Consider the following 22,094-nt stretch of genomic DNA (forward strand, 5'->3'; position numbering starts at 1 on the left):
TTTACGGCAGCCACCTCCCCGCCCGCGGGGCCGTGGGCGGGAAGGTGGCCGTGATGGGCTTGCGTCAGACTTCCTTGTACAGGGCACCGCCTTGCTGGCGGAAGGCTTGTGCCTGCGCCTCCATGCCCGCCATGACCGCCTCGCTGTCGCCGTCCAGGCCGTTGTCGCGGGCATAGTCGCGGACTTCCTGGCTGATCTTCATGGAGCAGAACTTGGGTCCGCACATGGAGCAGAAGTGGGCCACCTTGGCCGCGTCCTTGGGCAGCGTCTCGTCGTGGTAGGCGCGGGCCGTGTCCGGGTCCAGGCCCAGGTTGAACTGGTCCTCCCAGCGGAACTCGAAGCGTGCCTTGGACAACGCATTGTCCCGGCGCTGAGCGCCGGGGTGCCCCTTGGCCAGATCCGCCGCATGGGCGGCGATCTTGTACGTGATGATCCCGGTCTTGACGTCGTCCTTGTCGGGCAGGCCCAGGTGCTCCTTGGGGGTGACGTAGCAGAGCATGGCGCAGCCGTACCAGCCGATCATCGCCGCGCCGATGCCTGAGGTGATGTGGTCATAGCCGGGAGCGATGTCGGTGACCAGCGGGCCCAGGGTATAGAAGGGCGCCTCGTCGCAGTACTCGAGCTGCTTGTCCATGTTCTCCTTGATCAGGTGCATGGGCACGTGGCCGGGCCCTTCTATCATCACCTGCACGTCGTGCTTCCAGGCAATGTGGGTCAGCTCGCCCAGGGTCTTGAGTTCGGCCATCTGAGCTTCGTCATTGGCATCTGCCACGGATCCCGGGCGCAGCCCATCGCCCAGCGAGAAGGCCACGTCATACTGCTTGCAGATCTCGCAGATCTCCTCGAAGTGGGTGTAGAGGAAGCTTTCCTGGTGGTGATAGAGACACCACTTGGCCATGATCGAGCCTCCCCGCGAGACGATGCCGGTGACTCGGCCAGCGGTCAGCGGCACATAGCGAAGAAGCACACCGGCGTGGATGGTGAAATAGTCCACCCCCTGTTCCGCCTGCTCGATCAAGGTGTCGCGAAAGACCTCCCAGGTCAGGTCCTCGGCCACGCCCTTGACCTTTTCCAGCGCCTGATAGAGTGGCACGGTACCGATCGGCACCGGTGAGTTGCGGATGATCCACTCACGGGTTTCATGGATGTTCTGTCCAGTGGACAGGTCCATGATCGTATCCGCCCCCCAGCGAATCCCCCAGGTCATCTTGTCCACTTCCTCTTCGATGGAGGAGGTCACCGCAGAGTTGCCTAGATTGCCGTTGATCTTCACCAGAAAGTTACGCCCGATGATCATCGGCTCGGCTTCGGGATGATTGATGTTGGCCGGGATGATGGCACGTCCGGCGGCCACTTCCTGGCGCACGAACTCGGGGGTGATCTCATCCGGCAAACGGGCTCCGAACGACTGGCCGGGGTGCTGGTGGCCAAGTATCGCTTCGACCTCGTCACTGCCACGATAAGGGTCCTGAAGGGCCTGTCGACGTTGATTCTCGCGAAGTGCAATGAACTCCATTTCCGGTGTGATGATGCCGCGCCGCGCGTAATGCAATTGGGTGACGTTGCCCGGGCGGCCATCGGCGGTCCTGGTGGCGCGGCGTGGTGTGCGCGTCAGCTCGAAGCGCAGCGGTGCCAGCAGCGGGTCATCGGCACGCCGGCGGCCGTACTCGGAGGTGGGACCGTCGAGCCACTCGGTGTCGTTGCGCTCCTCAATCCAGGGCCTGCGCAACTCGGCCAGTCCCTTGCGCAGATCGACCTGTATCGCCGGGTCGGTATAGGGGCCTGAGGTGTCGTACACCAGTAGCGGTGGATTGGCTTCGTCGGGGCCTGAGGTGCGCGTCGGCGACAGGGTGATTTCGCGAAATGGCACCCGCAGGTCGGGGCGGGAGCCCTCTACATAGACCTTGCGAGAGCCTGGCAGGGGAGTGACGGCGGCCTGGTCGACCCTGGCCGTCTCGGCCAGGAAGTGGGCGTCATGGCGGGATCTCGGATGAGACGAGGGATGGTCGAGTGACATAGGTGGTTTCCTCTCACGGCGGTGCAGGGCAAGTGGCGTCGCCCTGATGGTGGTAATGGCACGTCGCGAGGGAGAAGGGGGCGTCGAGGCCGTGGCCGTGAGCGCTTGATCCCTACGCTGGTCCTCGCCTCGATGCCGTAACATCGGGGGTATCCCCAGATCAGGTTCAACGGGTCTCATGCGCTGCATGATCTCAGCCGCTGGCTGCGGCACCCCGTCAAGCGTTGCTATTGTCAGCTTGTCTGTGTTGTCGAGCGCGATCACCCAGGTCGATCGCCCAGTACGATCGCTCAGTTCAATCGCCTAAAGGCGTCGCCAAGGTCAGTCACTCAGGTCTAGTCCCATCTGCCAGAAGTCTGTCTCGAGACGGGTCGCGTCGCTAAAGATGCGCGCCAGCCGTTCGAAACGAGCGCTCGATACCTGGCTGAGCTGGTCGTCGAGCCAGTGTCTTTCGCGCACGGCCGAGGCCTGAAAGTCAGGGCTTGCGTACATGGTGATCCAGGCATCGTAGGGATTGTCGCCACCACGCAGCGTCTCGGGATGATCCGCCAGCCAGCGACCGATATCGGCGTAGCCGACCATGCAGGGCGCCAGGGCAACGTGCAGGTCCAGCAGATCACCCCGACTGCCGGTGTCGAGGACGTAGCGGGTGTAGGCCAGGGTGGCACGTGCCTCCGGTAGACGGCTGAGCTCACTGTCGTCAATGCCCCATTCTCGGCAGTAGGCAAGATGCAGGCCCAGTTCGACCTCGAGGATCGTCTGCATCCCCTTGAAGGCCCCCTGCAAGCTCTCCAGGTTCTGGCTCTTGTAGGCAGCAAGGGCGTAGGCGCGTGAAAACTGCAGGAGAAACAGGTAGTCCTGCTTCAGATAGTGGCGAAAGCTGGCGTCATTCAGGTCGCCGCGCCCAAGTGCACGAACGAAGTCGTGCTCGGTATAGCGCCGCCAGTCGTCGCGGCAGGCAGCGATAAGGTCGTTGAAGCAGTAGCCCATGATAGCTCCGGCATAGTGGATCCGGTGGGCGGGGCAGAGAAGGACGGCGGGGAGGAAGGGCAGGCCCCCACAGGGAAGGCGTGCCACCGCCTGATTCCCTACGCCGGTTCAAGGTGTGAGTCCACACCGCACCCGGATCAGGTTCCACGGGATCGGTGCTGTCGGGCCGCTACACCACGCAGGCCCTGCACCATCTCAGCCGGATTGACCGGCACCCCGTCAAGCGAGTCGACCGCAGTCTAGCACGCCCCTGCGGCTTTGCCAGACACCACTTTCGGATAGCATCGGAAGGGGGCGTCAAGGGAGGTTGTCGAGAGAGACTACCTAATGATGACGCCGCGGCCATGAGGGTCACGGCCGCGGCGTCCTGCACCGACGCTGATGATGGCTTATGATGGATCAGCGACGATCTGGCGTGGGGGTGTCGATCGGGTGGCCAGGGTCGCTGTGCACCTCAGCCGATTGATGGGGGCGTCGGAAGGACTGCACAGGCATGTCTCGGGGACGCTCGCTGGGGGGAGCGGCCGGCGCGCCCGATGAGGGTAGCTGACTCTCGATGTGTAGATCGGCGACGACCCTGGGGGGGCGTGTCTCACTGGGTACCAGCAGAAGCCCGGCGCGGGCCAGGCGGCGGCCGATGGTCAGGCTGGAGCTCCAGCGCACCAGCGGAGCCGCCAGCACCAGGCCGAGCCAGACGGGCGTCAGCCAGAGAAAGAAGCTCGGAGTGTAGGCCCAGGTGACAAGAGCCCACACCGCACCAATCAGCGACCACAGCCAGGTATGGCGGAAGGCTTCCCGCCAGGGCAGTGCCCGCCCCTCTCGGGATTGCGGGTCCCAGGCAACGGTACGACCGGTCAGCACCTGGATCACGAAACGGCTGTGGAAGACCATCATCAGCGGTGCGATCAGCATGGCGAACAGGGTCTCCACCAGCATGCTCAAGACCAGTTTTGGGCGTCCCCCGTAGCCCTCTGGATCCCGCATGAGACCAAGTATCAGTCCCAGCACCTTGGGCATCAGCAGCATGCCCAAGGTGCCGATCAACAAGGGAATGATCAGGTTGGGCGGAGCGATGGGCCAGTCAGGGAACAACTGCGAGCTGGCGGTGAAGAAGTTCGTGGGAACGAGCGCCCTGATCAGCGCATCGATGGTACTGATGACCAGGATCGCCAGCCACACCAGCGACGACAGGTAGGCCAGCGCGCCGAAGAAGAAGTGCAGACGGCTCAGCACATGCAGGCCATGGCCATTCAGCAGGCGCAGATGCTGCAGGTTGCCCTGTACCCAACGTCGATCACGCTTGGCATAGTCGAGAATGTGGCTGGGCATTTCCTCATAGCTGCCGCCCAGGTCGGTGCGCATGCGCACCTGCCAGCCGGCCCGGCGCAACAGCGCTGCCTCGACAAAGTCATGACTGAGGATATCGCCACCCAGGGGCGGCTTGCCGGGGAGCTCGGGAAGGCCGCAGGCGTCGGTGAACGCGTCCACCCGAATGATGGCATTGTGGCCAAAATAGTTGGCTGCGGTGGCGTGCCAGAAGCTCAGCCCTGCCGCCAGCATGGGCGAGTAGAGCGCGGCAGCGAATTGATTGCAGCGCCCGAACAGACTTTGCTGGCGCACGGGAATGGGCACCGTCTGAAGGAGCCCCAGCCGAGGATTGGCCATCATCTCGTCGATGAGCTCGACCACCGTGGTCCCGCTCATCAGACTGTCGGCGTCGACCACCAGCATATAGTCGTAGTGGCTGCCCCAGCGGGTGCAGAAGTCGCCCAAGTTGCCTGCCTTGCGCCCTGCGTTGCTGTCCCGGTGGCGATAGTGCAGCCGGCAGTGGCCCTCGAGTCGCTGCTGCAGCGCTGCCATGGCGGCCTTTTCTTCCGCCACGACGGCGTCGTCGGTGCTATCGCTGAGCACGAAGGCCTCGACGTCGATGCCCTCCGGCAGCTCGCCAAGGTCCATGCAGGTCGTCTCGAGCCCAGCCGCTACCCGGGCCACGTCCTCGTTGTGGATCGGCATGACCAAGGCGGTGCGAGAGCGAGAGCCGGCGGGCCTCATCGGTCCGGCGCCACGCCGCTTGAGGCTCAAGGGGTCACGCCCAGTGAGGTGAAGCACAAACCCGATCACGGCGCTCCAGAAGGCCATGGTGATCCAACCGAAGGTAATCGCAAACAGTCCCAGGATGGCCATTTCCAGGGGAGTGATGCCCTCGACATACAGGATCTTGAACATGGTCCAGACACCCAGCGCGGTGGTGGCGGCAATGGCCATGCCGACCAGCGTTCTGCGCCACCGGGGCCAGGGGACTTCCGGGGTATGCTCGTTCATCGGGGACTCCAGATGCTGTTCCAGGTTTCGCTCAGGCGCTGGTCGCGCAGCATCAAGGTCAGGCGCAGGTCTGCCGGCGTATCGCCATCAGGCAGCAGCTTGAAGCTGGCCCGCCAGGTGTCTCCATAGGGCAGTGCTGTCACCTTGGCTTCCGTCGTTTCGCCACTGGACGTGGTCAGGTGCACGCTGACCGGCTGGCTCACATCAAGACCCTCGAGCTCGCCGCCGCGGAAGTCGATGATGAACTGCCTGAGCTGTTCGTCGGGGGGATTGCTCTGACCGGGAATGCCACCCCAGCCCTGGCGTGACCTGACGACCCGCGCCAGGGGTTCCTCCATGGGGGTGTCAGCGAAGGTCCAGGTCTGATACCGATAGGTGCGTGACTCTCCCGCCTTGAGGGGCGAGGAGGGGACCCAGTAGGCCGTGATATTGTCGTGGGCCTCGCTGTCGGTCGGAATTTCGATCAATTCCACGTGGCCTTCTCCCCAGTCGCCAGCGGGCTGTACCCACTGACTTGGGCGGCGTTCGTAGCGGGCTTCCATGTCCAGATAGGCATCGAAGTGGCGCGGACGCTGGACCAGGCCGAAGCCCCTGGGAGAGGTATCCTGCAAGCCAGAGATCTGCAGGTCTGCGGGATTATCGAGAACGCGCCAGGTCCACTCGCCAGAACTGGTGGCCATCAGCAGCCCGCTGGAGTCATGCACGCGTATGCGATAGTCATCTTCTTCCTGCCGATCCATTTCGCCATGCAGGAACATGCTGGTCAGCGGCGCGACTCCGAGCTTTTCGACATCGCTGCGGGCAAACAGTCGCGCTTCGGTGTCGACGACAGTGTTCTTGCCAGGCGCAATCTCGAAGCGGTAGGCCCCGGCCAGCGACGGGCTGTCCAGCAGCGCCAGAACCGTCATACGGTTGGCGTCAGCCTCAGGCTGGACCAGCCAGAACTCGCGGAAGGAGGGGAACTCTTCGCCCTGGGGCATGGCCGTATCGATCGCCAAGCCTCTTGCGGAGAGCCCGTAGCCCTGGTTTCTGCCCACCAGGCGGAAGTAGGAAGCGCCGAGGAAGACGGCAAACTCGTCGTCGACATTCGCTCGGTTGAGGGGGTAATGCAGACGGAAGCCGGCATAGCCCTGGTCGCTGAGATCCAGTTCGGCCAGCTCAGCGGCATCGTCGTCGTAGCGAAAGCGCTGCTGCTCGAAGGGCAGGGTGCGCACTTCGCCATCTTCGAGGAGATGGATATCGACCGGCTGGTCGTAGAGAAAGCCGGGATGGAACAGCTCCACCTGAAAGTTGCCGTGATCGCGCCAAAGCGCCTGTTCATCGCGGTAGCGAATCTGCCGGTAGCGGTCGTAGCCCATCTCGGCCACGGCGTCAGGCAGTGTACTCTCTGGCGCTTCGTAGGGCGCTTCGGCCAGGGTTCTCGCCTGATCGGTCACCTGTTCGAAAAGGCTGTCGGCATCCACTGCCAGCGCGGGTGCGCTGACCAACATGCCGGCCAGTGCCCATGATGCAGCGGCCTTCCATTGGAGGCCGCCGCGTCCACTGACGCGGGCTGACTCGGCCGGGTAGGCAGTGGGCGGTGTCGACCGTCCGCAGATGACTCGGGTGTTCACGTTCGCTCTCCTTGCGGCCTGATGGCACAGAACTGCCAGTGCTCTGTCAGGCGGAACCAGTGGGACGTTGGGCAGTGGGCGTCGGGACCTGTCACGGCTATCGCGGAGCCATCACGGTCTGCCGCGGATCGCCGTGATAGGTGACCATCGCCGCGACTGCCGTTGCGGCGATGGTCGAGAGGCGGTCAGCCAGCAGGTCGCGTGTCTCACTTTGCCCATATTTGTGCTGAAACGGCTATCCATGCTCTTCACACTCTAGCCTATTGTCTGATGGTAAAGATGCAATAGATGGGTTCTACCTGCCTTTGAGAGGAGGTGGAAAGTGAGGTTCCGTGTCGTCTTCTGGCGACAAAATTGCGAAGAAATGTATCCCTGCGGATACATGTCGCAGGGGCAAGGGCAGGAGAGAAGGGGAAGGGGAAGAGACAGGGACAAGAGAATAGACAGGATAAGGGGCTGATCTGGCGGGTAAGGCGCGAGGCAGCAGGGGCGCCCGCGTTGGCGGGTGTCGGCTCGGCTGCGTCAGATGGCTACCACAGCCAGCTGTCCACCCGAGGCGGCGGCAGCCGCCGGTGTAGCGCGCGCCAGCCGATGATGCAGCGAATCACGAACCAGGCACTGACCAGCAGTGGTGGCAAGGCCAGGCCGATGACCAGAACCGTCAGCACCGCCGCGGCGGCCCCATACACCAGGCCGATCCAGAAGGTTCGAATCAGGTAGTGATAGTGGGCCCGAAGCCACGGCGGGGCATCCTTGCGGTACACGTAGGCCACGATCAGCGCGATCAGCAGGGTCAGGAACCCGGTGACCAGGCCCGCCAGGTACATCACGTACAAGGCGTGCCCTACATGGGTGTCGCGGGAGATCGAGTCCTGAGGACGGGTCACTTCATATTCCTCGAACTGTACAGCCGGTGGCGGCGGAAGTCGGGATCGCCGCGCTGCTCTTCCAGGGTCTTGGTGAAGCGCTTGTACTCCCATTGGTACTGGGCGGGTTCGAGCGCGATGACCTCTTCGATGCTGGCATTGACACCGGTACAGGAGGTCGTCTCGTCGGCATCGTAGACCCGCTCGTCGGCGGCCAGGAAGTGCAGGGCAAACCCTCGCCCGGGTAGGCGCAGGGCGACGCCTGTCACCACCCGTGCTTCGGTGCGTCCCACCAGCTTTGGCAGCAGGGTGGCGGTATAGGCCGGGCGTCCGAAGAAGGGAGCAAAGACACCGCTGCCCCAGCTGGGCTCCTGGTCCGGCAGGATGCCGACGGCCTCGCAGCGCTTCAGCGCCTTGAGCAGGGCGGCGACCCCTCTTGGATTGGTCGGCACAAGGCTGGCGCCGCAGCGCTCACGTCCCGCACGGATGATGGGATCCAAGGGTGCCAGCTTGGGCGGCTCGTACATGGCGGTGAAGGGAAAGTGGCTGGACAGCCAGAAGTTGAGCACTTCCCAGTTGCCAAAGTGAGGCGCCAGGATGATGACCCCCTTGCCTTCGGCGCGGGCGTCATCCAGCAAGGCTCTGCCATGCACCTCGACGATGCTGTCAGCCACGCGCTGCGGGTCGCCTTGCCAGGAGAAGCCGAGCTCGAGCATGGTGGCGGTCGAGTGCGTGAGGCTGTCGCGAGCCAGCGATTCCCGCTGCTGCGGGCTGGCGTCGGGGTAGACGACCTCCAGATTCAGCCGAGTGACCGCGCGTTCGCGCTTGAGCAAGGGGTACGCCAGGCTGACGAGAACGCGGCTCAGCCGCCACAGTGAGGCGGGCGAGCAGTGCGACAGGAGGGTCCACAGGCGAGCGACGGCAAAGGCCTGCAGACGTTGTTGCCAGGGGAGTTGCATGATCAGATCAGCCAGCTTTCCAGGTTGTCCGGGGCACGCTTTTCCTGCAGGGCCTTGAAACCCTTCACACAGCGGACGATCAACCATACGGCCAGCGCCAGCAGCAGCGGTAGCCCGATCAGGACGAAGGTCAGCAGGGAGGCGACGACCGCATAGACCAGTCCGATCCAGAAGGTGCGGATCTGGTAGCGATAATGCTGGTCCAGCCAGGCGGGACCCTTGCCCTTGTAGACATAGGCGATGACCACGCCGATCACGGCGGTAAAGCCGGTGACCAGATTGGCCAGCAGCAAGGCGTAGCCGACCATGGCGATGGTGGTGTCGGCTCCGGAGCCCTCCGGCTCGGGGGGCGTGACGTGGGGAGGCTGGGGCTCGAGGTCGCGCTGGCTCATCCGTGTTCCTTTCTGTGCATGTAAAACGGCTTCGCTATGATACCCAGCCTGTGCCGCAATGCCATGATGAACGGGGGAGATTCGTCGCTGGATCTCACTCGTTCCTCGGCCTCATCCCGCTCTAGACCTCACCGTGCTCCTGGGGTTCTCGCAGTGGGCGGCAGATCTCCAGCAGGTTGCCGTCGGGGTCTCTCAAGTAGAGCGACTCGATCTTGCCGGTGGCGCCCTGACGAGTCACCGGACCGAGCTCGATGTCGACCGACAGTGCCTCCAGGTGTTGCTGGACGTCAGCAAGGGGTAGCTGGCTCTTGAAACAGATATCGAGGCTGCCGGGCGTCGGTGTGGCGGCGCGCGGATGGACGTCGGTCGCGGTCCAGTGCAGACGCAAGGCCAGCTCGCCCAGCATCAGGTCGACACGTTCACGGTCTCGGTAGCGGACATCGAGTCCAAGCACGCGCGTGTAGAAGTCAACGGCGCGGGAAATATCGGTCACGGTGATGACCAGGTGATCAAGACCTGACAGCATGCCTTTCTCCACAAGTGAATCAAGCCTCAGAGAATACGACGATGCCGAGCTGTCCGCTATGCACAAACCCGACGACCCAGCATTTTCATTGGGACGGACAGCGCGACTACTTCCGCTGTCCGCGCTGTGACCTGATTGCCGTGCCGCCGGCTCAGCGTCTGGCGCCAGCCGCGGAGAAAGCGATCTACGACCAGCACGACAACCGGCCCGACGATCCCGGCTATCGGCGTTTCCTGGGACGGCTGTTCGAGCCCTTGAGCGAACGATTGCCTGACGGGGCAAGTGGGCTGGATTTTGGCGCTGGCCCTGGCCCCACGCTGTCACTAATGTTCGAAGAGGCCGGCTTTTCGATGCGGATTCACGATCCCTACTACCACCCCTTCCCGCAGTGGGCAGAGGCGGAGTACGACTTCATCACGGCCACCGAGGTGGCTGAACATCTGTACGCCCCCGGTGAGGTACTGGCCAGTCTGGTGCAACGCCTGCGTCCTGGTGGCTGGCTGGGGTTGATGACCAAGCGCACACCGGATGACTTTGCCGGCTGGCACTATATCCGCGACCCTACCCATGTGGTGTTCTTCAGTGACGCGAGCTTTCACTGGTTGGCCAAGCGACTGGGCGTCACGCTGGAACTGGTTGGCTCGGATGTCGCGTTGCTGCAGCGGCCAGCGCGCTGACATGGCTGTAATTTGTGCTTTGTCAACAAGGCGTTGCAGGAGCTCTGCAAAAGCGGCTCGAAAGCCGTTGACAGACGGACAAACGGGGGTATATTCGCCGCCCAAGAGTCGTCAATAACGCACCGCGACGGACGGACTCGATATGCCAACACTCACCCGCCGTCGTCGTCCGCGTCGTCCGCATCGCTGGAGCCCAGACCTGTCATGTCTCCTCAGCTTCTGGCCATGGCTCTGCCCCCTGTTCTGGGGCTGTTCATCCTTGGTATCGGCAATGGTTTTCTGTCGTCGCTGATTACCCTGCGGCTCGATGCTGCCGGGGAATCCCCGGTCGTGGTCGGCTGGGTGTCTGCCGCCTATTACATTGGCCTTGGGCTGGGGGCACTGTTCAACGATCGCCTGCTGCTGGCCATTGGCCATATCCGCGCCTACGGCAGCTTTGCCTCGTTGGTCGCCGTGACCGTGCTGCTGCAAGGCTTGATGCTGGACCCGGTGGCCTGGTTCGGCTTACGTCTGATCGGTGGCTGGGCCACGGTGGGTGTCTTCCTGGTCATTGAAAGCTGGTTGCTGGCGTCCGGTGACTCCCAGGTTCGCGGTCGCCTGCTGGCGCTCTACATGATCGCGCTTTACGGCTCTGGCGTGCTCGGGCAGCTATTGCTTGGCGTGACCCAGAACCTGGGGGACACCGCACCGTTCATGGTGGTGGGGGCGCTGGCCTCGCTGTCGGTGCTGCCGATGGCGATGATTCCCCGCGTGACCCCGCTTCTGGACAAGATCGAACCCCTATCGCCGTTCCGGCTGATGGTGTTGACGCCGACAGGGGTCGTGGGGGCGTTTGGCTCTGGCATGCTGGCCGCTGCCGTCTATTCGCTGCTGCCGCTATACCTTCAGCGCAACGGTTTTGGCGTGGCGGATGTTGGCCAGCTGATGGCGGCCACGGTGCTGGGCGCCATGTTGCTTCAGTACCCTGTCGGACGCTGGTCTGATCGTCATGACCGGCAGACTGTGCTGATTCTTATCGGGATCTTCTGTCTGGCGATCTCGCTGACGGTGCTGTTGGTGCCGTTGCCTTCCTGGGGGCTCGCGGCGCTGCTGTTCCTGCTCGGGGGTGGGGTATTCTCGCTGTATCCGGTGTCCGTCGGTCACTCCGCTGACCGCGCCCCGGCCGGTGCCCTGGTGCCGATGAGCCAGGGACTGCTGCTGATCAGCGCGCTGGGCTCGTCGGTGAGTCCGCCTCTGATCAGTCCGGTCATGGCTGCGCTTGGCGACACGGCGCTGTTCATGTCCTTTGGTGCCTTGGGAGCTGCCCTGGTGCTGTTCTTCGCCTGGCGTCGTCTGGTGCGTCCTGCTCCGGTGCCTGTGGTGCCGTTCTCTGCGGCCACCCCGCTGTCCTCGGTGGGCGCGGAGCTGGTGGTCACCGACGAGTGGGTGCAAGGCGCCAAGGAGCACGAGCACATGGAAGACTTGTCAGACGTGGTGCCTGACGTGGATGTGGCCGAGCCTATCGTCGGGCCCCCGGTCGAAGAGGGACAGTACGTGGCCTACTTTGACGACGCCGGCTTCCACGACGGGGTGCTGCATCATCACGAGGCCACCGAGGCTGTCGATGAGCACGAGTCCGAAGCGGTCAAGGACACGGCGGGGCCGGAAGCAACGTCCAGCGATCCGTCCACCGCCCATCCAACGGCGTCAGATTCCGCCTGCGGCAAGGCCAGCGGCACCTGACGTTCAGCGCCTGCGCTAGCGTGGGTGTCATCCGCCGCCCTTCGTTTCCCACTCAGCTATGTGAAAGACCGCGGGGGAGAGACGGCGCAGGGGTGGTCATTGCTCGAACAGCAGCTTGAACAGGGCGCGCCGCACTGCCGGCGTGGCCTGCTGGCGCGCATAGGCGAGCAGCAGGTCGTGGTGGTTGGGGTGGCGGGCGTTGCGGACCAGAATCTTGCGAGCTTGCTGAACAGGGGTGGTAGTCATGAGTGTTCCTCCGGGGACGAGGCCCATCGTGGGCCCTGGCATTGGAGGTAGTCGTCGCGAGGGACCTATCCTTGACGTTGCGCCCTGTGCCGCAACGCTAACAGGGCGGACAGGGCCCGCCACAGCGCCCCTGCGGCGGATGATGAGTGATCAGTCGCTGTTCCCGTCGGCTGTCCTGTCCAGCTGTGCACGCCAATCCATGATGCGCTTGAAGCGCTCTTCCTGGCCGTAGTCAGACGGCTGATAGAATGCCTGAACGGGTAGCTCCTCCGGCCAGCAGTCGTGCTGGCTGCCCGCTGGGTATCCGTTGGGTTCATTGTGGGCATAGCGGTAGCCGTCGCCATGGCCGAGGGACGCCATCAGTTTGGTCGGTGCGTTACGCAGGTAGGTGGGCACCTCCAGGCGTGGTTGTGACGCGACGAATGCCTGCGCCTTTTTCCAGGCCTGGTCGATGGCGTTGCTCTTGGGCGCCACCGCCAGGTGGATCGCGGCATGGGCGATAGCGCGCTGTCCCTCGTAGTCCCCCAGGCGCAGATAGGCGTCCCACGCCGCCATCACCAGGGGCAGGCAGCGCGGATCGGCATTGCCGACGTCCTCCGAGGCAATCGCGGCCAGTCTGCGCACCACATCAAGAGGGTCACCACCGCCCTGAATGAACCTCGCCATGTACAGCAGGGCAGCATCTGGACGGGAAGATCGCACGGACTTGTGGATGGCCGACAACAGGTCATAGTAGGCATCTCCCTGCTTGTCGAAGGCGCTCGCCGTGTGGCCGATAACGTCGTCGAGCACCCCGGCCTCAAGCCGTTCTCCCTGGCCCTGGGGCGCGCTGAAGGGAACGGTGAAATCGCAGGCGGTCTCGAGCAGGCCCAGGGCGCGGCGTGCGTCGCCCGCGGCGGCCCTGGCCAGGGTGGCCAGTACCTCATCGTCGACCTGGATGTTGCGCTGGCCAAGGCCTCGCTGTGTATCGCTCAGCGCTCGGCGCATCACCTGGATCAGGGCGTCGTCATCCAGGGCCTTGAGCACATGGACTCGCGCTCTGGACAGCAGCGCCGAATTGACCTCGAAGGACGGATTCTCCGTGGTGGCGCCAATCAGCGTCAGCAGGCCTGACTCCACGTGGGGCAGCAAGGCATCCTGCTGGCTCTTGTTGAGGCGGTGAATCTCATCCAGAAACAGCACCGTGGTCTGGCCTTGTCCCTGGGCCGCCCGGGCCCGCTCGACGACCTCGCGAATGTCCTTGACCCCAGCCATCACCGCAGACAGGTGTTCCAGGCGTGACTGGGAGGCGTGGGCCAGGATGTCTGCCAGGGTGGTCTTGCCGACTCCCGGGGGGCCCCACAGGATCATCGAGCGAATTTGTCCGGCTTCCACCATGCGCCGCAGAGGCTTGCCCGGGCCCACCAGCGATGGCTGTCCCAGGTAGTCGTCGAGGGTTCTCGGGCGCATGCGCCAGGCCAGCGGCGCTGCGTCTTCCTGGTGGGCCTGTTGAAACATGTCCATCGCCGACTCCTGCTCAAATGGAAAAATGCGCCAGAGGTTAATGCTTAGGCGGATTGTAAGAAATCGTTCATTACTTATGTGGTGGAATTCGTCGGGCAGAAACGTGATTATGCGTCTAGGGTGATACATTCCGGTGTGTGATCGATCCGGAACCTGATCCGAGAAGGCCAGTCTAAGCTAGGGTGCCTTCAGCTCACGCTGACCACAGGAGGTTTCCGTCATGCCCATGCTAAAGCAACTGCGACGGGATCACGCCAACATGGCGCGCATACTGCACGTCCTGCAACTCAAGCAAAAGACCCTCGCTCAGGGAGAGCGGCCCAATTTCCAGCTTGTCAGGGAGGTGGTCGATTACATTCTCGACTACATGGCAGGCTTCACGCTGCCGCTGGAACAGATCTGCACCGATCGCCTCAGGGAGGTGGCGCCAGCCAGCGAAGACATCGCCGAGCGCCTCTCCGGAGACTACCGCAAGCTCAAGGCAAGGCTCTCCCGCCTGTCTCGCGACATCGACATGATTCTGATGGACGTCGCTGTTCCCATGGACCAGTTCTCCAGCGACCTGCGCGACTACCTCGACAGCCACCGGACCTACCTGCGCCAGGAACGGGAAGAGCTGTTTCCGCTGATCAGCGAGCACTTCTCTGACGAGGACCTCGAACGGCTGGCGCATGCCTTGCCGGAACACGCCACCTCTGAGCTCGAGAGGCTGCAGGGGGCCTACCCGGAACTCTACGCAGAGCTCAGGGAAGAACCCATGCCGGCCTGACAGTCGGTGCGCCCGCAACCTTCCATCTGACACGTCACTCCAGGGTAAATGGCGGTAACGGCGGTGGCGCTTGACTCGCGCTGCTGCTGACTCCGCTGCATCCTCTCGGGTAGAATGGCGCCATGATGATCATGGCGCCATATCCTGTGTCTGCTCCCGTTCAATATCTTCTTCGTCGCCGTACCAAGGGCCCATCGTCGCCGAGGATGGGCCTTCGTGTGATCGTTGATGGCGTGGGGGACTGATGGCGGGTCCTGTACTGGTTTTCGACTCAGGGGTTGGCGGGCTTTCGGTGGTTCGGTCGCTGCGCCAGCACCTGCCCGAGACGGCAATGGCGTATTGCTGTGACAACGCCATGATGCCCTATGGCATCCGCCCTGATGACTGGCTGGTCCAGCGTATCGTTGCGGTGTGTGCTGCCGCCGTCGACGCGACCTCTGCAGATACCCTGGTGGTGGCCTGCAATACCGCCAGCACGCTGGCGCTCAACGAGCTTCGTGAACGTCTTGCGCTGCCCGTGGTGGGTACCGTACCCGCCATCAAGCCTGCCGCTTTGGCATCACGCAGCGGCTGTCTGGCGTTGTTGGCCACCAGTGCGACGGTATCAAGGCCGTACACGCAGCGACTGATCGATAGCTACGCCCCTCATTGTCGGGTAAAGAAGGTCGCCGCTGATGCGCTGGTGACCCAGGCTGAGCACCAGCTGGCAGGGCACGCGGTAGATCTTGAGGTGGTGCGTCACGCCCTGGCGCCGCTGATCGACGATCCGCTGGTGGATACGGTTGTGCTCGGCTGTACCCATTTTCCCCTGCTGTTGCCTTGGCTGGACGAGGTCATGCCGCGAGCCATCACCTGGATCGACTCGGGGGACGCCATTGCCCGGCGCACGGTTCAAGTGATGCAGCAACCCGATGCGCGCCAGGGAGCGCAGTGCGCCTGGTTGACGGCATCGTCGCCGGCGCTGGAGCCTGGGCTGTCGCGCTTTGGTTTCGACGCGGTTCGCCAGCTGCCGACGGTGTAAAGCGTCTGCCTGACGCGGAGCCTGTGCGTGCCAGCCTTGAGGCTGTCCGGCGGGGTCGGGCAGCGCTGGGCCGGGTTGCGCTGGGTCGGATAAAGCAGAGCCGGACATCCAATGTCGTCTTGATGTCGCCCTGATGCCGTCTTGATGTCGCCTTGGTCGCTGCTCGTTCTGGCAGTTCTTGATGAGAGCGCTTTATGACAGCGCTTTATGACAGCTCGTTTTGACGGTTCTTGCTGACAGCGCTTGCTGCCGACGCTGTCTGTCTACCCTGTTTTTCTCTGGTTTCTCTACTATCCAATGTTTGTTGCGGAGTCATTGTGGCCATACCTGTTGTTGACCCTGAACGCTATACCGAACAGCTAGACGCCAAGCGCGAGCGCCTGGAAGCTCAGTTTGCCCGCTTCTCGCCGCCGGCCCTCGAGGTCTATCCGTCACCGCCGAGCCACTATCGCCAACGCTGCGAGTTCAGGGTGTGGCACGAAGGGGATGATCTCTACTATGTGATGTTCGAGGTCAATCCCGACGATCCTTCTGACAAGGCGCTGGTGCGTATGGATCAGTTCGCCGTGGCCAGCGAGCGGATCAACGCCCTGATGCCAGCCCTGCTGGATGCCATACGCGACAACCCGGTGATGCGGCGCAAGCTGTTTCAGGTCGAGTTTCTCTCGACACTGGCGGGGGAAACCTTGGTCAGCCTGATCTACCACCGCCCGCTGGAGGACGACTGGGAGGCGGATGCGCGCGCGCTGGAGCAGGCGCTTGGAGTGATGATCATCGGCCGATCGCGCAAGCAGCGTATTGTGCTTACGCGCGATCACGTGTGGGAGCGTCTGGAGGTGGATGGCCGTACCCTGCACTACCAGCAGGTCGAAAACAGCTTCACCCAGCCCAATGCACAGATCTGCTCCGCCATGCTGAGCTGGGCCCGCGATGTCACCGCCGGGAGCCAGCACAGTGACCTGGTAGAGCTCTATTGCGGCAATGGCAACTTCACCATCGCGCTGGCCGAGAACTTCCGTCGGGTCCTCGCCACCGAGATTTCGCGCACATCAGTGGCCAGTGCCAAGGTCAATCTGGAGGCCAACCAGGTGACCAACGCCGTCGTCGCCCGGATGTCTGCCGAGGATTTCTCGGCTGCGCTGAAAGGGGACAAGGGCGGACGACGTGTCGACGAAATGGCCCTGGACGGCTATGACTTCTCGACAGTGCTGGTCGATCCCCCGCGGGCCGGCCTGGACGCCGACAGCTGCGCACAGCTGAGCGAGTATCAGCGTATCGTCTATATTTCCTGCAACCCTGACACCCTGGCCGACAATCTTGAACAGCTGACCCAGACCCATGATGTGGTGAGGTTTGCTCTGTTTGACCAGTTTCCTTTCACCCATCATTGTGAATGTGGCGTACTGCTGGAGCGCCGCTAGCACCAAGGCGCAAGCTGAGGCCGCTGTCAAGACCGATGCGCAACCGTCATGCTCCATGAGAAGGCGGGCATCTGGATGGGGGAGAGGAAGGGATTGCCGTAAGCTTGGCGACCATGCACTACGCTCGTCATAACCGTTCAACTGGCCACAGTGAAGTGGCCGCCGCCAACCGAGGTGAGGATGTTACACGTCGCACAGGATGACAGTCGCGAAGATCTGCTGAAGCAGCTCGAGGAAAGGCTCGAGGGGCGACTCGATCAGGACAAGGCCGGCCAGGTGAGTAACTTCGCTCGTCACTTCTACTCCACGATTCCGCTGGAAGATCTGACTGAGCGTCGCCTGGACGATCTCTACGGCGCCACTCTCTCGGTATGGCACTTTCTGCAGCAGTTTGATCCTGCCTCGCCCAAGGTCAAGGTGATGAACCCTGACTTCGAGGAGCACGGCTGGCAATCGACCCACACCTTCGTGGCCGTGTTGCATGAGGACATGCCGTTTCTGGTGGATTCCGTGCGTATCGAGCTGAATCGTCGTGGCATGACGGTGCATGCGATCCACAACTCGGTGCTGTCGGTGGCCCGGGACGAGCAGCACCGGGTGGTGCGCCTGGCCTCTCCGCGTGACAAGGACGCACCGGAGCAGCGCGAGTCGCTGATCGCCATCGAGGTCGACCGCCACTCCGATCCCGCCGAGCTGGCCGCCATCGAGCAGAGCCTGCAGGAAGTCTTGCAGGAAGTCCGCACTGCCGTGGCGGATTTCGAGCCGATGCGTGCGCGCATCCGCGAAGCCATCGATGAGCTGAATACCTGCTGCCCCGGACCGGTGAACAAGGACGACCACGCCGAGGCGGTGGCCTTCCTGGAGTGGATGCTGGAAGACAACTTTACCTTCCTGGGCTATGACGAATTCAGCGTCGATGGGTCCAATGGGGGGCAGAGTCTCAATCAGGTGGACGGCAGCGAACTAGGACTGTTCCGCCTGTCCGAGGCGCAGTATCGCCAGCGTATCCGCACCGACCAGGGGGTCGAGGGGGATCGTTACGTCCTGGTTCCGCAGCTGCTGTCCTTTGCCAAGAGCGCATTTCATGCGCGGGTGCACCGTCCGACCTACCCGGACTACGTCACCATCGATCGCTACGACGACCAGGGTAACGTGATCGGCGAGCGCCGCTTCCTTGGCCTGTTCACGTCCGGGGTGTACAACGACTCTCCGCGCCACATTCCGATCCTTCGGCGTAAGCTCAAGGCGGTCATGGACATTGCCGGCTTCAACCCCAAGGGCCATAACGGCAAGCAGCTGACGCAGATTCTGGAGGTCTATCCGCGCGATGACCTGTTCCAGATCGACACCGACGAGCTGGCGCAGACGGCACTGGGCATTCTCGACATCCGCGAGCGTCGCCGCGTGCGTCTGTTCATTCGCGAGGATCGCTTCGGCCAATTCTACTCCTGCCTGGTGTTTGTGCCTCGTGATGTGTTCTCCACCGAGCTGCGACTGCGGCTGCAGCGCGTGCTGTGCGAAGAACTTGACGCTACCTTCGGTGACTTCAATACGTACCTGTCCGAGTCGGTGCTGGCACGTATCCAGTTCATCCTGCGCTTTAACGGAGAGGCGCCCAGCGACTACGACATCAAGGCGCTCGAAGAGAAGCTGGCCCGACTGGCCCGCAACTGGCGTGATGATCTGCTCAATGCGGCCATCGACGGATACGGCGAGGAACAGGCCAATCATCTGCTGGCCCGCTTCCGTGACGCTTTCCAGGCGGGTTACCAGGACGATTTCAGCGCCCGCACCGCGGTCTATGACCTGCAGCACATCGGCGAGCTCGACAACGGCAAGCCGCTGGCACTGTCGCTGTATCGGCTGATCGAAGAAGAGGGCAGCGGCGTCAATCTCAAGCTGTTCCACAAGGGCAGCCAGATTCCGCTGTCTGACGTGCTGCCGATGATGGAAAACCTTGGCCTGCGAGTGATCGGTGAGCGACCCTACGAGGTCGAAGCCGTGGATGCGAGCTACTGGATCCATGACTTCGATCTGGAGCATCACACGGCCACCGAGGTCAATCTGCAGGAGATGCGCAAGCCGTTTGTCGAGGCTTTCCAGCGTATCTGGGCCGGTGAGGCGGACAATGATCGCTTCAACCGCTTGATCATTGGTGCCAATCTGGATTGGCGCGAGGTCGCGATGCTGCGCTCCTATGCGCGCTACCTCAAGCAGATTCGCTTCGGCATCTCTCAGAATTTCATCGCCAATACGCTGGTCGCGCATCCGCACATCACCCGCGAGCTGGTGACCCTGTTCGAACTGCGCTTTGACCCAGAGGATCGTCCTGACGAAGGCGAGGTCGAGGCATGCGTCGAGCGCATCAACACCCTGCTCGACGATGTGGCCAGCCTCAATGACGATCGTCTGCTGCGCCGCTATGTAGAGCTGATCATGGCGACGCTTCGGACCAACTATTACCAGAGGACCGACGAGGGCGGCTTCAAGGATTACCTGGCCTTCAAGCTGGAGCCGTCCAAGGTGACGGGCATGCCCAAGCCGCGCCCGATGTTCGAGATCTTCGTGTGTTCTCCCAGGGTCGAAGGGGTCCACCTGCGCGGTGGCAAGGTGGCCCGCGGCGGCCTGCGCTGGTCCGATCGCCACGAGGACTTCCGCACCGAAGTGCTGGGGCTGGTCAAGGCGCAGCAGGTCAAGAACTCGGTGATCGTGCCGGTCGGTGCCAAGGGCGGCTTTGTCTGCAAGCGCATGCCCGAGGGGGCCGATCGTGAAACGGTGCAGAAGGAAGGCATTGCCTGCTATCAGACCTTCATTCGCGCCTTGCTGGACGTGACCGACAATCTGGTCGGCGGCGAGGTAGTTCCGCCCCAGAACGTGGTGCGCCATGATGACGCCGACCCCTACCTGGTCGTGGCGGCGGACAAGGGCACGGCAACCTTCTCTGATATCGCCAACGAGATTTCCCTGGAGTACGGCCACTGGCTGGGCGATGCCTTCGCCTCCGGCGGTGCCAACGGCTATGACCACAAGAAGATGGGGATCACCGCCAAGGGGGCCTGGGAGTCGGTCAAGCGTCACTTCCGCGGTCTTGGGGTCGACACCCAGTCCGACGAATTCAGTGTCGTCGGTATCGGCGACATGGCGGGCGACGTGTTCGGCAATGGCATGCTGTTGTCCGAGACCATTCGTCTGGTCGGGGCCTTCAACCACCTGCATATCTTCGTCGATCCGACGCCGGATGCCGCGTCCAGCTTCAAGGAGCGCAAGCGTCTGTTCGAGCTGCCTCGCTCCAGCTGGCAGGACTACGACGAGAGCCTGATCTCCGAGGGCGGTGGCATCTTCTCCCGTGCGGCCAAGTCCATCAGCATCACGCCGCAGATGAAAGACGCCTTCGGTATTACCGAGGACAAGCTGGCACCCAATGACTTGATTCAGGCCATGCTGCGCTCCCGCGTCGACCTGATCTGGAACGGCGGCATTGGTACCTACGTCAAGGCCAGTACCGAAACCGATGCCGAGGTCGGTGACAAGGCCAACGACGTGCTGCGCATCAATGGCAATGAGCTCAACTGCAAGGTAGTGGGCGAGGGCGGTAACCTTGGCCTGACCCAGCGTGGGCGCATGGAAGCCGCCACTCGGGGTGTGCGGGTCAACACCGACTTCATCGACAACGCGGGCGGGGTCAACTGTTCCGACCACGAGGTCAACATCAAGATCCTGATCGATGAAGTGGTGGCCAACGGCGACATGACCGAGAAGCAGCGTAATCAGCTGCTGGCGGACATGACCGAGGAAGTCAGTGAGCTGGTGCTGACCGACAACTATCGTCAGACCCAGGCGCTGGATCTCTCCGAGCGTCTGTCGCTGCAGGGCATCGGCCCCTATCGTCGCTTCATCAGCGAGCTCGAAGCCGCAGGTCAGATCGACCGTGAGCTGGAGTTCCTGCCGTCCGACGAAGAACTCCAGGAGCGGGCCGCCAACGATCAAGGCATGGTGTTGCCGGAGCTGTCGGTGCTGATCTCTTACGCCAAGAGCACCCTCAAAGGCGATTTGATCGCCTCGGACGTGCCTGACGACGAAGTGATTGCCCAGCATGCCGCGCGGGCCTTCCCCCAGAGTCTGGTGGAGCGCTACCGTGACCAGGTGTTCAGTCACCGCCTCAAGCGTGAGATTGTCGCGACCCAGCTGGCCAACGATCTGGTCGACCATATGGGCATCGTGTTCACGCGCCGGTTGATCGATTCCACCGGGATGGGACGTGCCGATATTGCCCGTGCCTACGTGATTGCCCGAGACAGCTTCCAGTTGCCGAAGCTGTGGGAGCAGATCGAGGCGCTGGACAACAAGGTGTCCACGGACATCCAGTACAGCATGATGCTGGACCTGATGCGGATGATCCGCCGGGCGTCACGCTGGTTCCTGCGTAACCGTTCTGGCCAGTCTGCCGCGGATTGCATCGAGTACTTTGCACCGCGCATCGCTCAGCTGCAGGAGAATATCGGCAAGCGCCTGCGCGGTGAAGACCTTGAGGCCTGGCAGGCCCGCCGTGATGAACTGGTCGCAGCAGGAGTGCCTGAGGCCCTGGCATCGACCGTCGCCGCCACCGATAGCCTGTACACGGCGCTGGGTATTATCCAGACCGCGCGCCAGGTCAACGAGAAGCCGCAGAAAGTGGCCGAGGTCTGCTACGAGATCGGGGCTCGCCTGGAACTTCCCTGGATGATCCAGCAGGTGACCGCTCTGCCGGTGAAGGATGGCTGGCAGTCCAAGGCCCGCGAGACCTTCCGCGACGATATCGAGCGTCAGCAGATGGCCTTGACCGCCAGCGTGTTGACCATGGAAAGCGGTGCGCGTGATACCGCCGGGCGTGTCGAGCAGTGGCTCAAGCATCATGAGTCGATGCACAAGCGCTGGTGTCGTCTGATCAACGAGGTCGAGAGTGGCGCCCAGGGTGGCTTCCCGCTGTTCGCCGTGGCTGTGCGCGAACTGGTCGACCTGGCAGAGAGCAACAGCGAGGTGTAACCGCCATCACCCGTGCGCCGTCGAGGGC

The 22,094-nt window shown here is 62.9% G+C and carries 16 protein-coding genes and 2 riboswitches; of the genes, 6 read left to right on the plus strand and 10 right to left on the minus strand.

Annotation, left to right across the window (positions count from 1 at the left end):
• Positions 1-64 precede the first annotated feature (64 nt).
• The 8 genes from thiC to KUV45_RS14985 all read right to left on the minus strand — a co-directional run bounded on the left by thiC (position 65) and on the right by KUV45_RS14985 (position 9,685).
• Entirely contained in the window at positions 65-2,017 is a 1,953-nt protein-coding gene (gene thiC / locus KUV45_RS14950; protein WP_224851793.1) for a phosphomethylpyrimidine synthase ThiC, read from the minus strand.
• Between the two features lie 92 nt (positions 2,018-2,109).
• Positions 2,110-2,244: riboswitch (TPP riboswitch) on the minus strand.
• A gap of 94 nt (positions 2,245-2,338) precedes the next feature.
• Positions 2,339-3,007 carry a thiaminase II gene (gene tenA / locus KUV45_RS14955; protein ID WP_222162002.1) on the minus strand — a complete coding sequence of 223 codons (669 nt, stop codon included), beginning with the start codon at positions 3,005-3,007 and terminating at the stop codon, positions 2,339-2,341.
• Between the two features lie 77 nt (positions 3,008-3,084).
• Positions 3,085-3,236: riboswitch (TPP riboswitch) on the minus strand.
• A gap of 170 nt (positions 3,237-3,406) precedes the next feature.
• Positions 3,407-5,329 (minus strand): glucans biosynthesis glucosyltransferase MdoH, encoded by a 1,923-nt coding sequence (gene mdoH, locus KUV45_RS14960; protein ID WP_222162003.1) that lies wholly within the window; start codon positions 5,327-5,329, stop codon positions 3,407-3,409.
• Positions 5,326-6,942 (minus strand): glucan biosynthesis protein, encoded by a 1,617-nt coding sequence (locus KUV45_RS14965; protein ID WP_224851792.1) that lies wholly within the window; start codon positions 6,940-6,942, stop codon positions 5,326-5,328. The genes mdoH and KUV45_RS14965 overlap by 4 nt, the downstream gene beginning before the upstream one ends.
• A 530-nt stretch (positions 6,943-7,472) precedes the next feature.
• The gene (locus KUV45_RS14970) at positions 7,473-7,829 is read right to left on the minus strand and encodes a hypothetical protein (protein ID WP_224851791.1); all 357 of its coding nucleotides are present in this window, start codon (positions 7,827-7,829) and stop codon (positions 7,473-7,475) included.
• Positions 7,826-8,767 (minus strand): lysophospholipid acyltransferase family protein, encoded by a 942-nt coding sequence (locus tag KUV45_RS14975; protein ID WP_206942763.1) that lies wholly within the window; start codon positions 8,765-8,767, stop codon positions 7,826-7,828. Before KUV45_RS14975 ends, KUV45_RS14970 begins: the two co-directional genes overlap by 4 nt.
• Positions 8,768-8,769: 2 nt before the next feature.
• Complete coding sequence (locus tag KUV45_RS14980; RefSeq protein ID WP_222162004.1) at positions 8,770-9,159, minus strand: DUF4870 domain-containing protein; 390 nt, start codon at positions 9,157-9,159, stop codon at positions 8,770-8,772.
• A 121-nt stretch (positions 9,160-9,280) separates the two neighbouring features.
• Positions 9,281-9,685, minus strand: coding sequence for a VOC family protein (locus tag KUV45_RS14985; protein WP_206942759.1), 405 nt, complete (start codon positions 9,683-9,685; stop codon positions 9,281-9,283).
• 41 nt (positions 9,686-9,726) lie between these two features.
• Between KUV45_RS14985 and KUV45_RS14990 the strand changes: the two genes are divergently transcribed.
• Positions 9,727-10,362, plus strand: coding sequence for a class I SAM-dependent methyltransferase (locus KUV45_RS14990; protein WP_222162005.1), 636 nt, complete (start codon positions 9,727-9,729; stop codon positions 10,360-10,362).
• Positions 10,363-10,566: 204 nt separating this feature from the next.
• A complete protein-coding gene (locus KUV45_RS14995; RefSeq protein WP_222162006.1) occupies positions 10,567-12,084 on the plus strand; it encodes an MFS transporter in 1,518 nt (505 codons plus the stop codon).
• A 96-nt stretch (positions 12,085-12,180) separates the two neighbouring features.
• Here KUV45_RS14995 and KUV45_RS15000 read toward each other — a convergent pair whose 3' ends face one another.
• Positions 12,181-12,330, minus strand: a complete 150-nt coding sequence (locus KUV45_RS15000; RefSeq protein WP_206942753.1) for a hypothetical protein — start codon at positions 12,328-12,330, stop codon at positions 12,181-12,183.
• 150 nt (positions 12,331-12,480) lie between these two features.
• Positions 12,481-13,833 carry a replication-associated recombination protein A gene (locus KUV45_RS15005; protein WP_222162007.1) on the minus strand — a complete coding sequence of 451 codons (1,353 nt, stop codon included), beginning with the start codon at positions 13,831-13,833 and terminating at the stop codon, positions 12,481-12,483.
• 226 nt (positions 13,834-14,059) lie between these two features.
• Here KUV45_RS15005 and KUV45_RS15010 point away from each other — a divergent pair, with 226 nt between their 5' ends.
• The 4 genes from KUV45_RS15010 (at position 14,060) to KUV45_RS15025 (ending at position 22,066) form a co-directional block, all read left to right on the plus strand.
• Positions 14,060-14,602 (plus strand): hemerythrin domain-containing protein, encoded by a 543-nt coding sequence (locus tag KUV45_RS15010; RefSeq protein ID WP_206943167.1) that lies wholly within the window; start codon positions 14,060-14,062, stop codon positions 14,600-14,602.
• Positions 14,603-14,846: 244 nt separating this feature from the next.
• Positions 14,847-15,623, plus strand: a complete 777-nt coding sequence (murI, locus tag KUV45_RS15015) for a glutamate racemase (RefSeq protein WP_222162008.1) — start codon at positions 14,847-14,849, stop codon at positions 15,621-15,623.
• A gap of 317 nt (positions 15,624-15,940) precedes the next feature.
• The gene (gene trmA / locus KUV45_RS15020; RefSeq protein ID WP_206942748.1) at positions 15,941-17,044 is read left to right on the plus strand and encodes a tRNA (uridine(54)-C5)-methyltransferase TrmA; all 1,104 of its coding nucleotides are present in this window, start codon (positions 15,941-15,943) and stop codon (positions 17,042-17,044) included.
• 180 nt (positions 17,045-17,224) lie between these two features.
• Positions 17,225-22,066 (plus strand): NAD-glutamate dehydrogenase, encoded by a 4,842-nt coding sequence (locus KUV45_RS15025; RefSeq protein ID WP_222162009.1) that lies wholly within the window; start codon positions 17,225-17,227, stop codon positions 22,064-22,066.
• Positions 22,067-22,094 lie beyond the last annotated feature (28 nt).

Source organism: Halomonas sp. DP3Y7-2 (genome assembly GCF_019800795.1).
GTDB classification, from domain to species: Bacteria; Pseudomonadota; Gammaproteobacteria; order Pseudomonadales; family Halomonadaceae; genus Halomonas; species Halomonas litopenaei_A.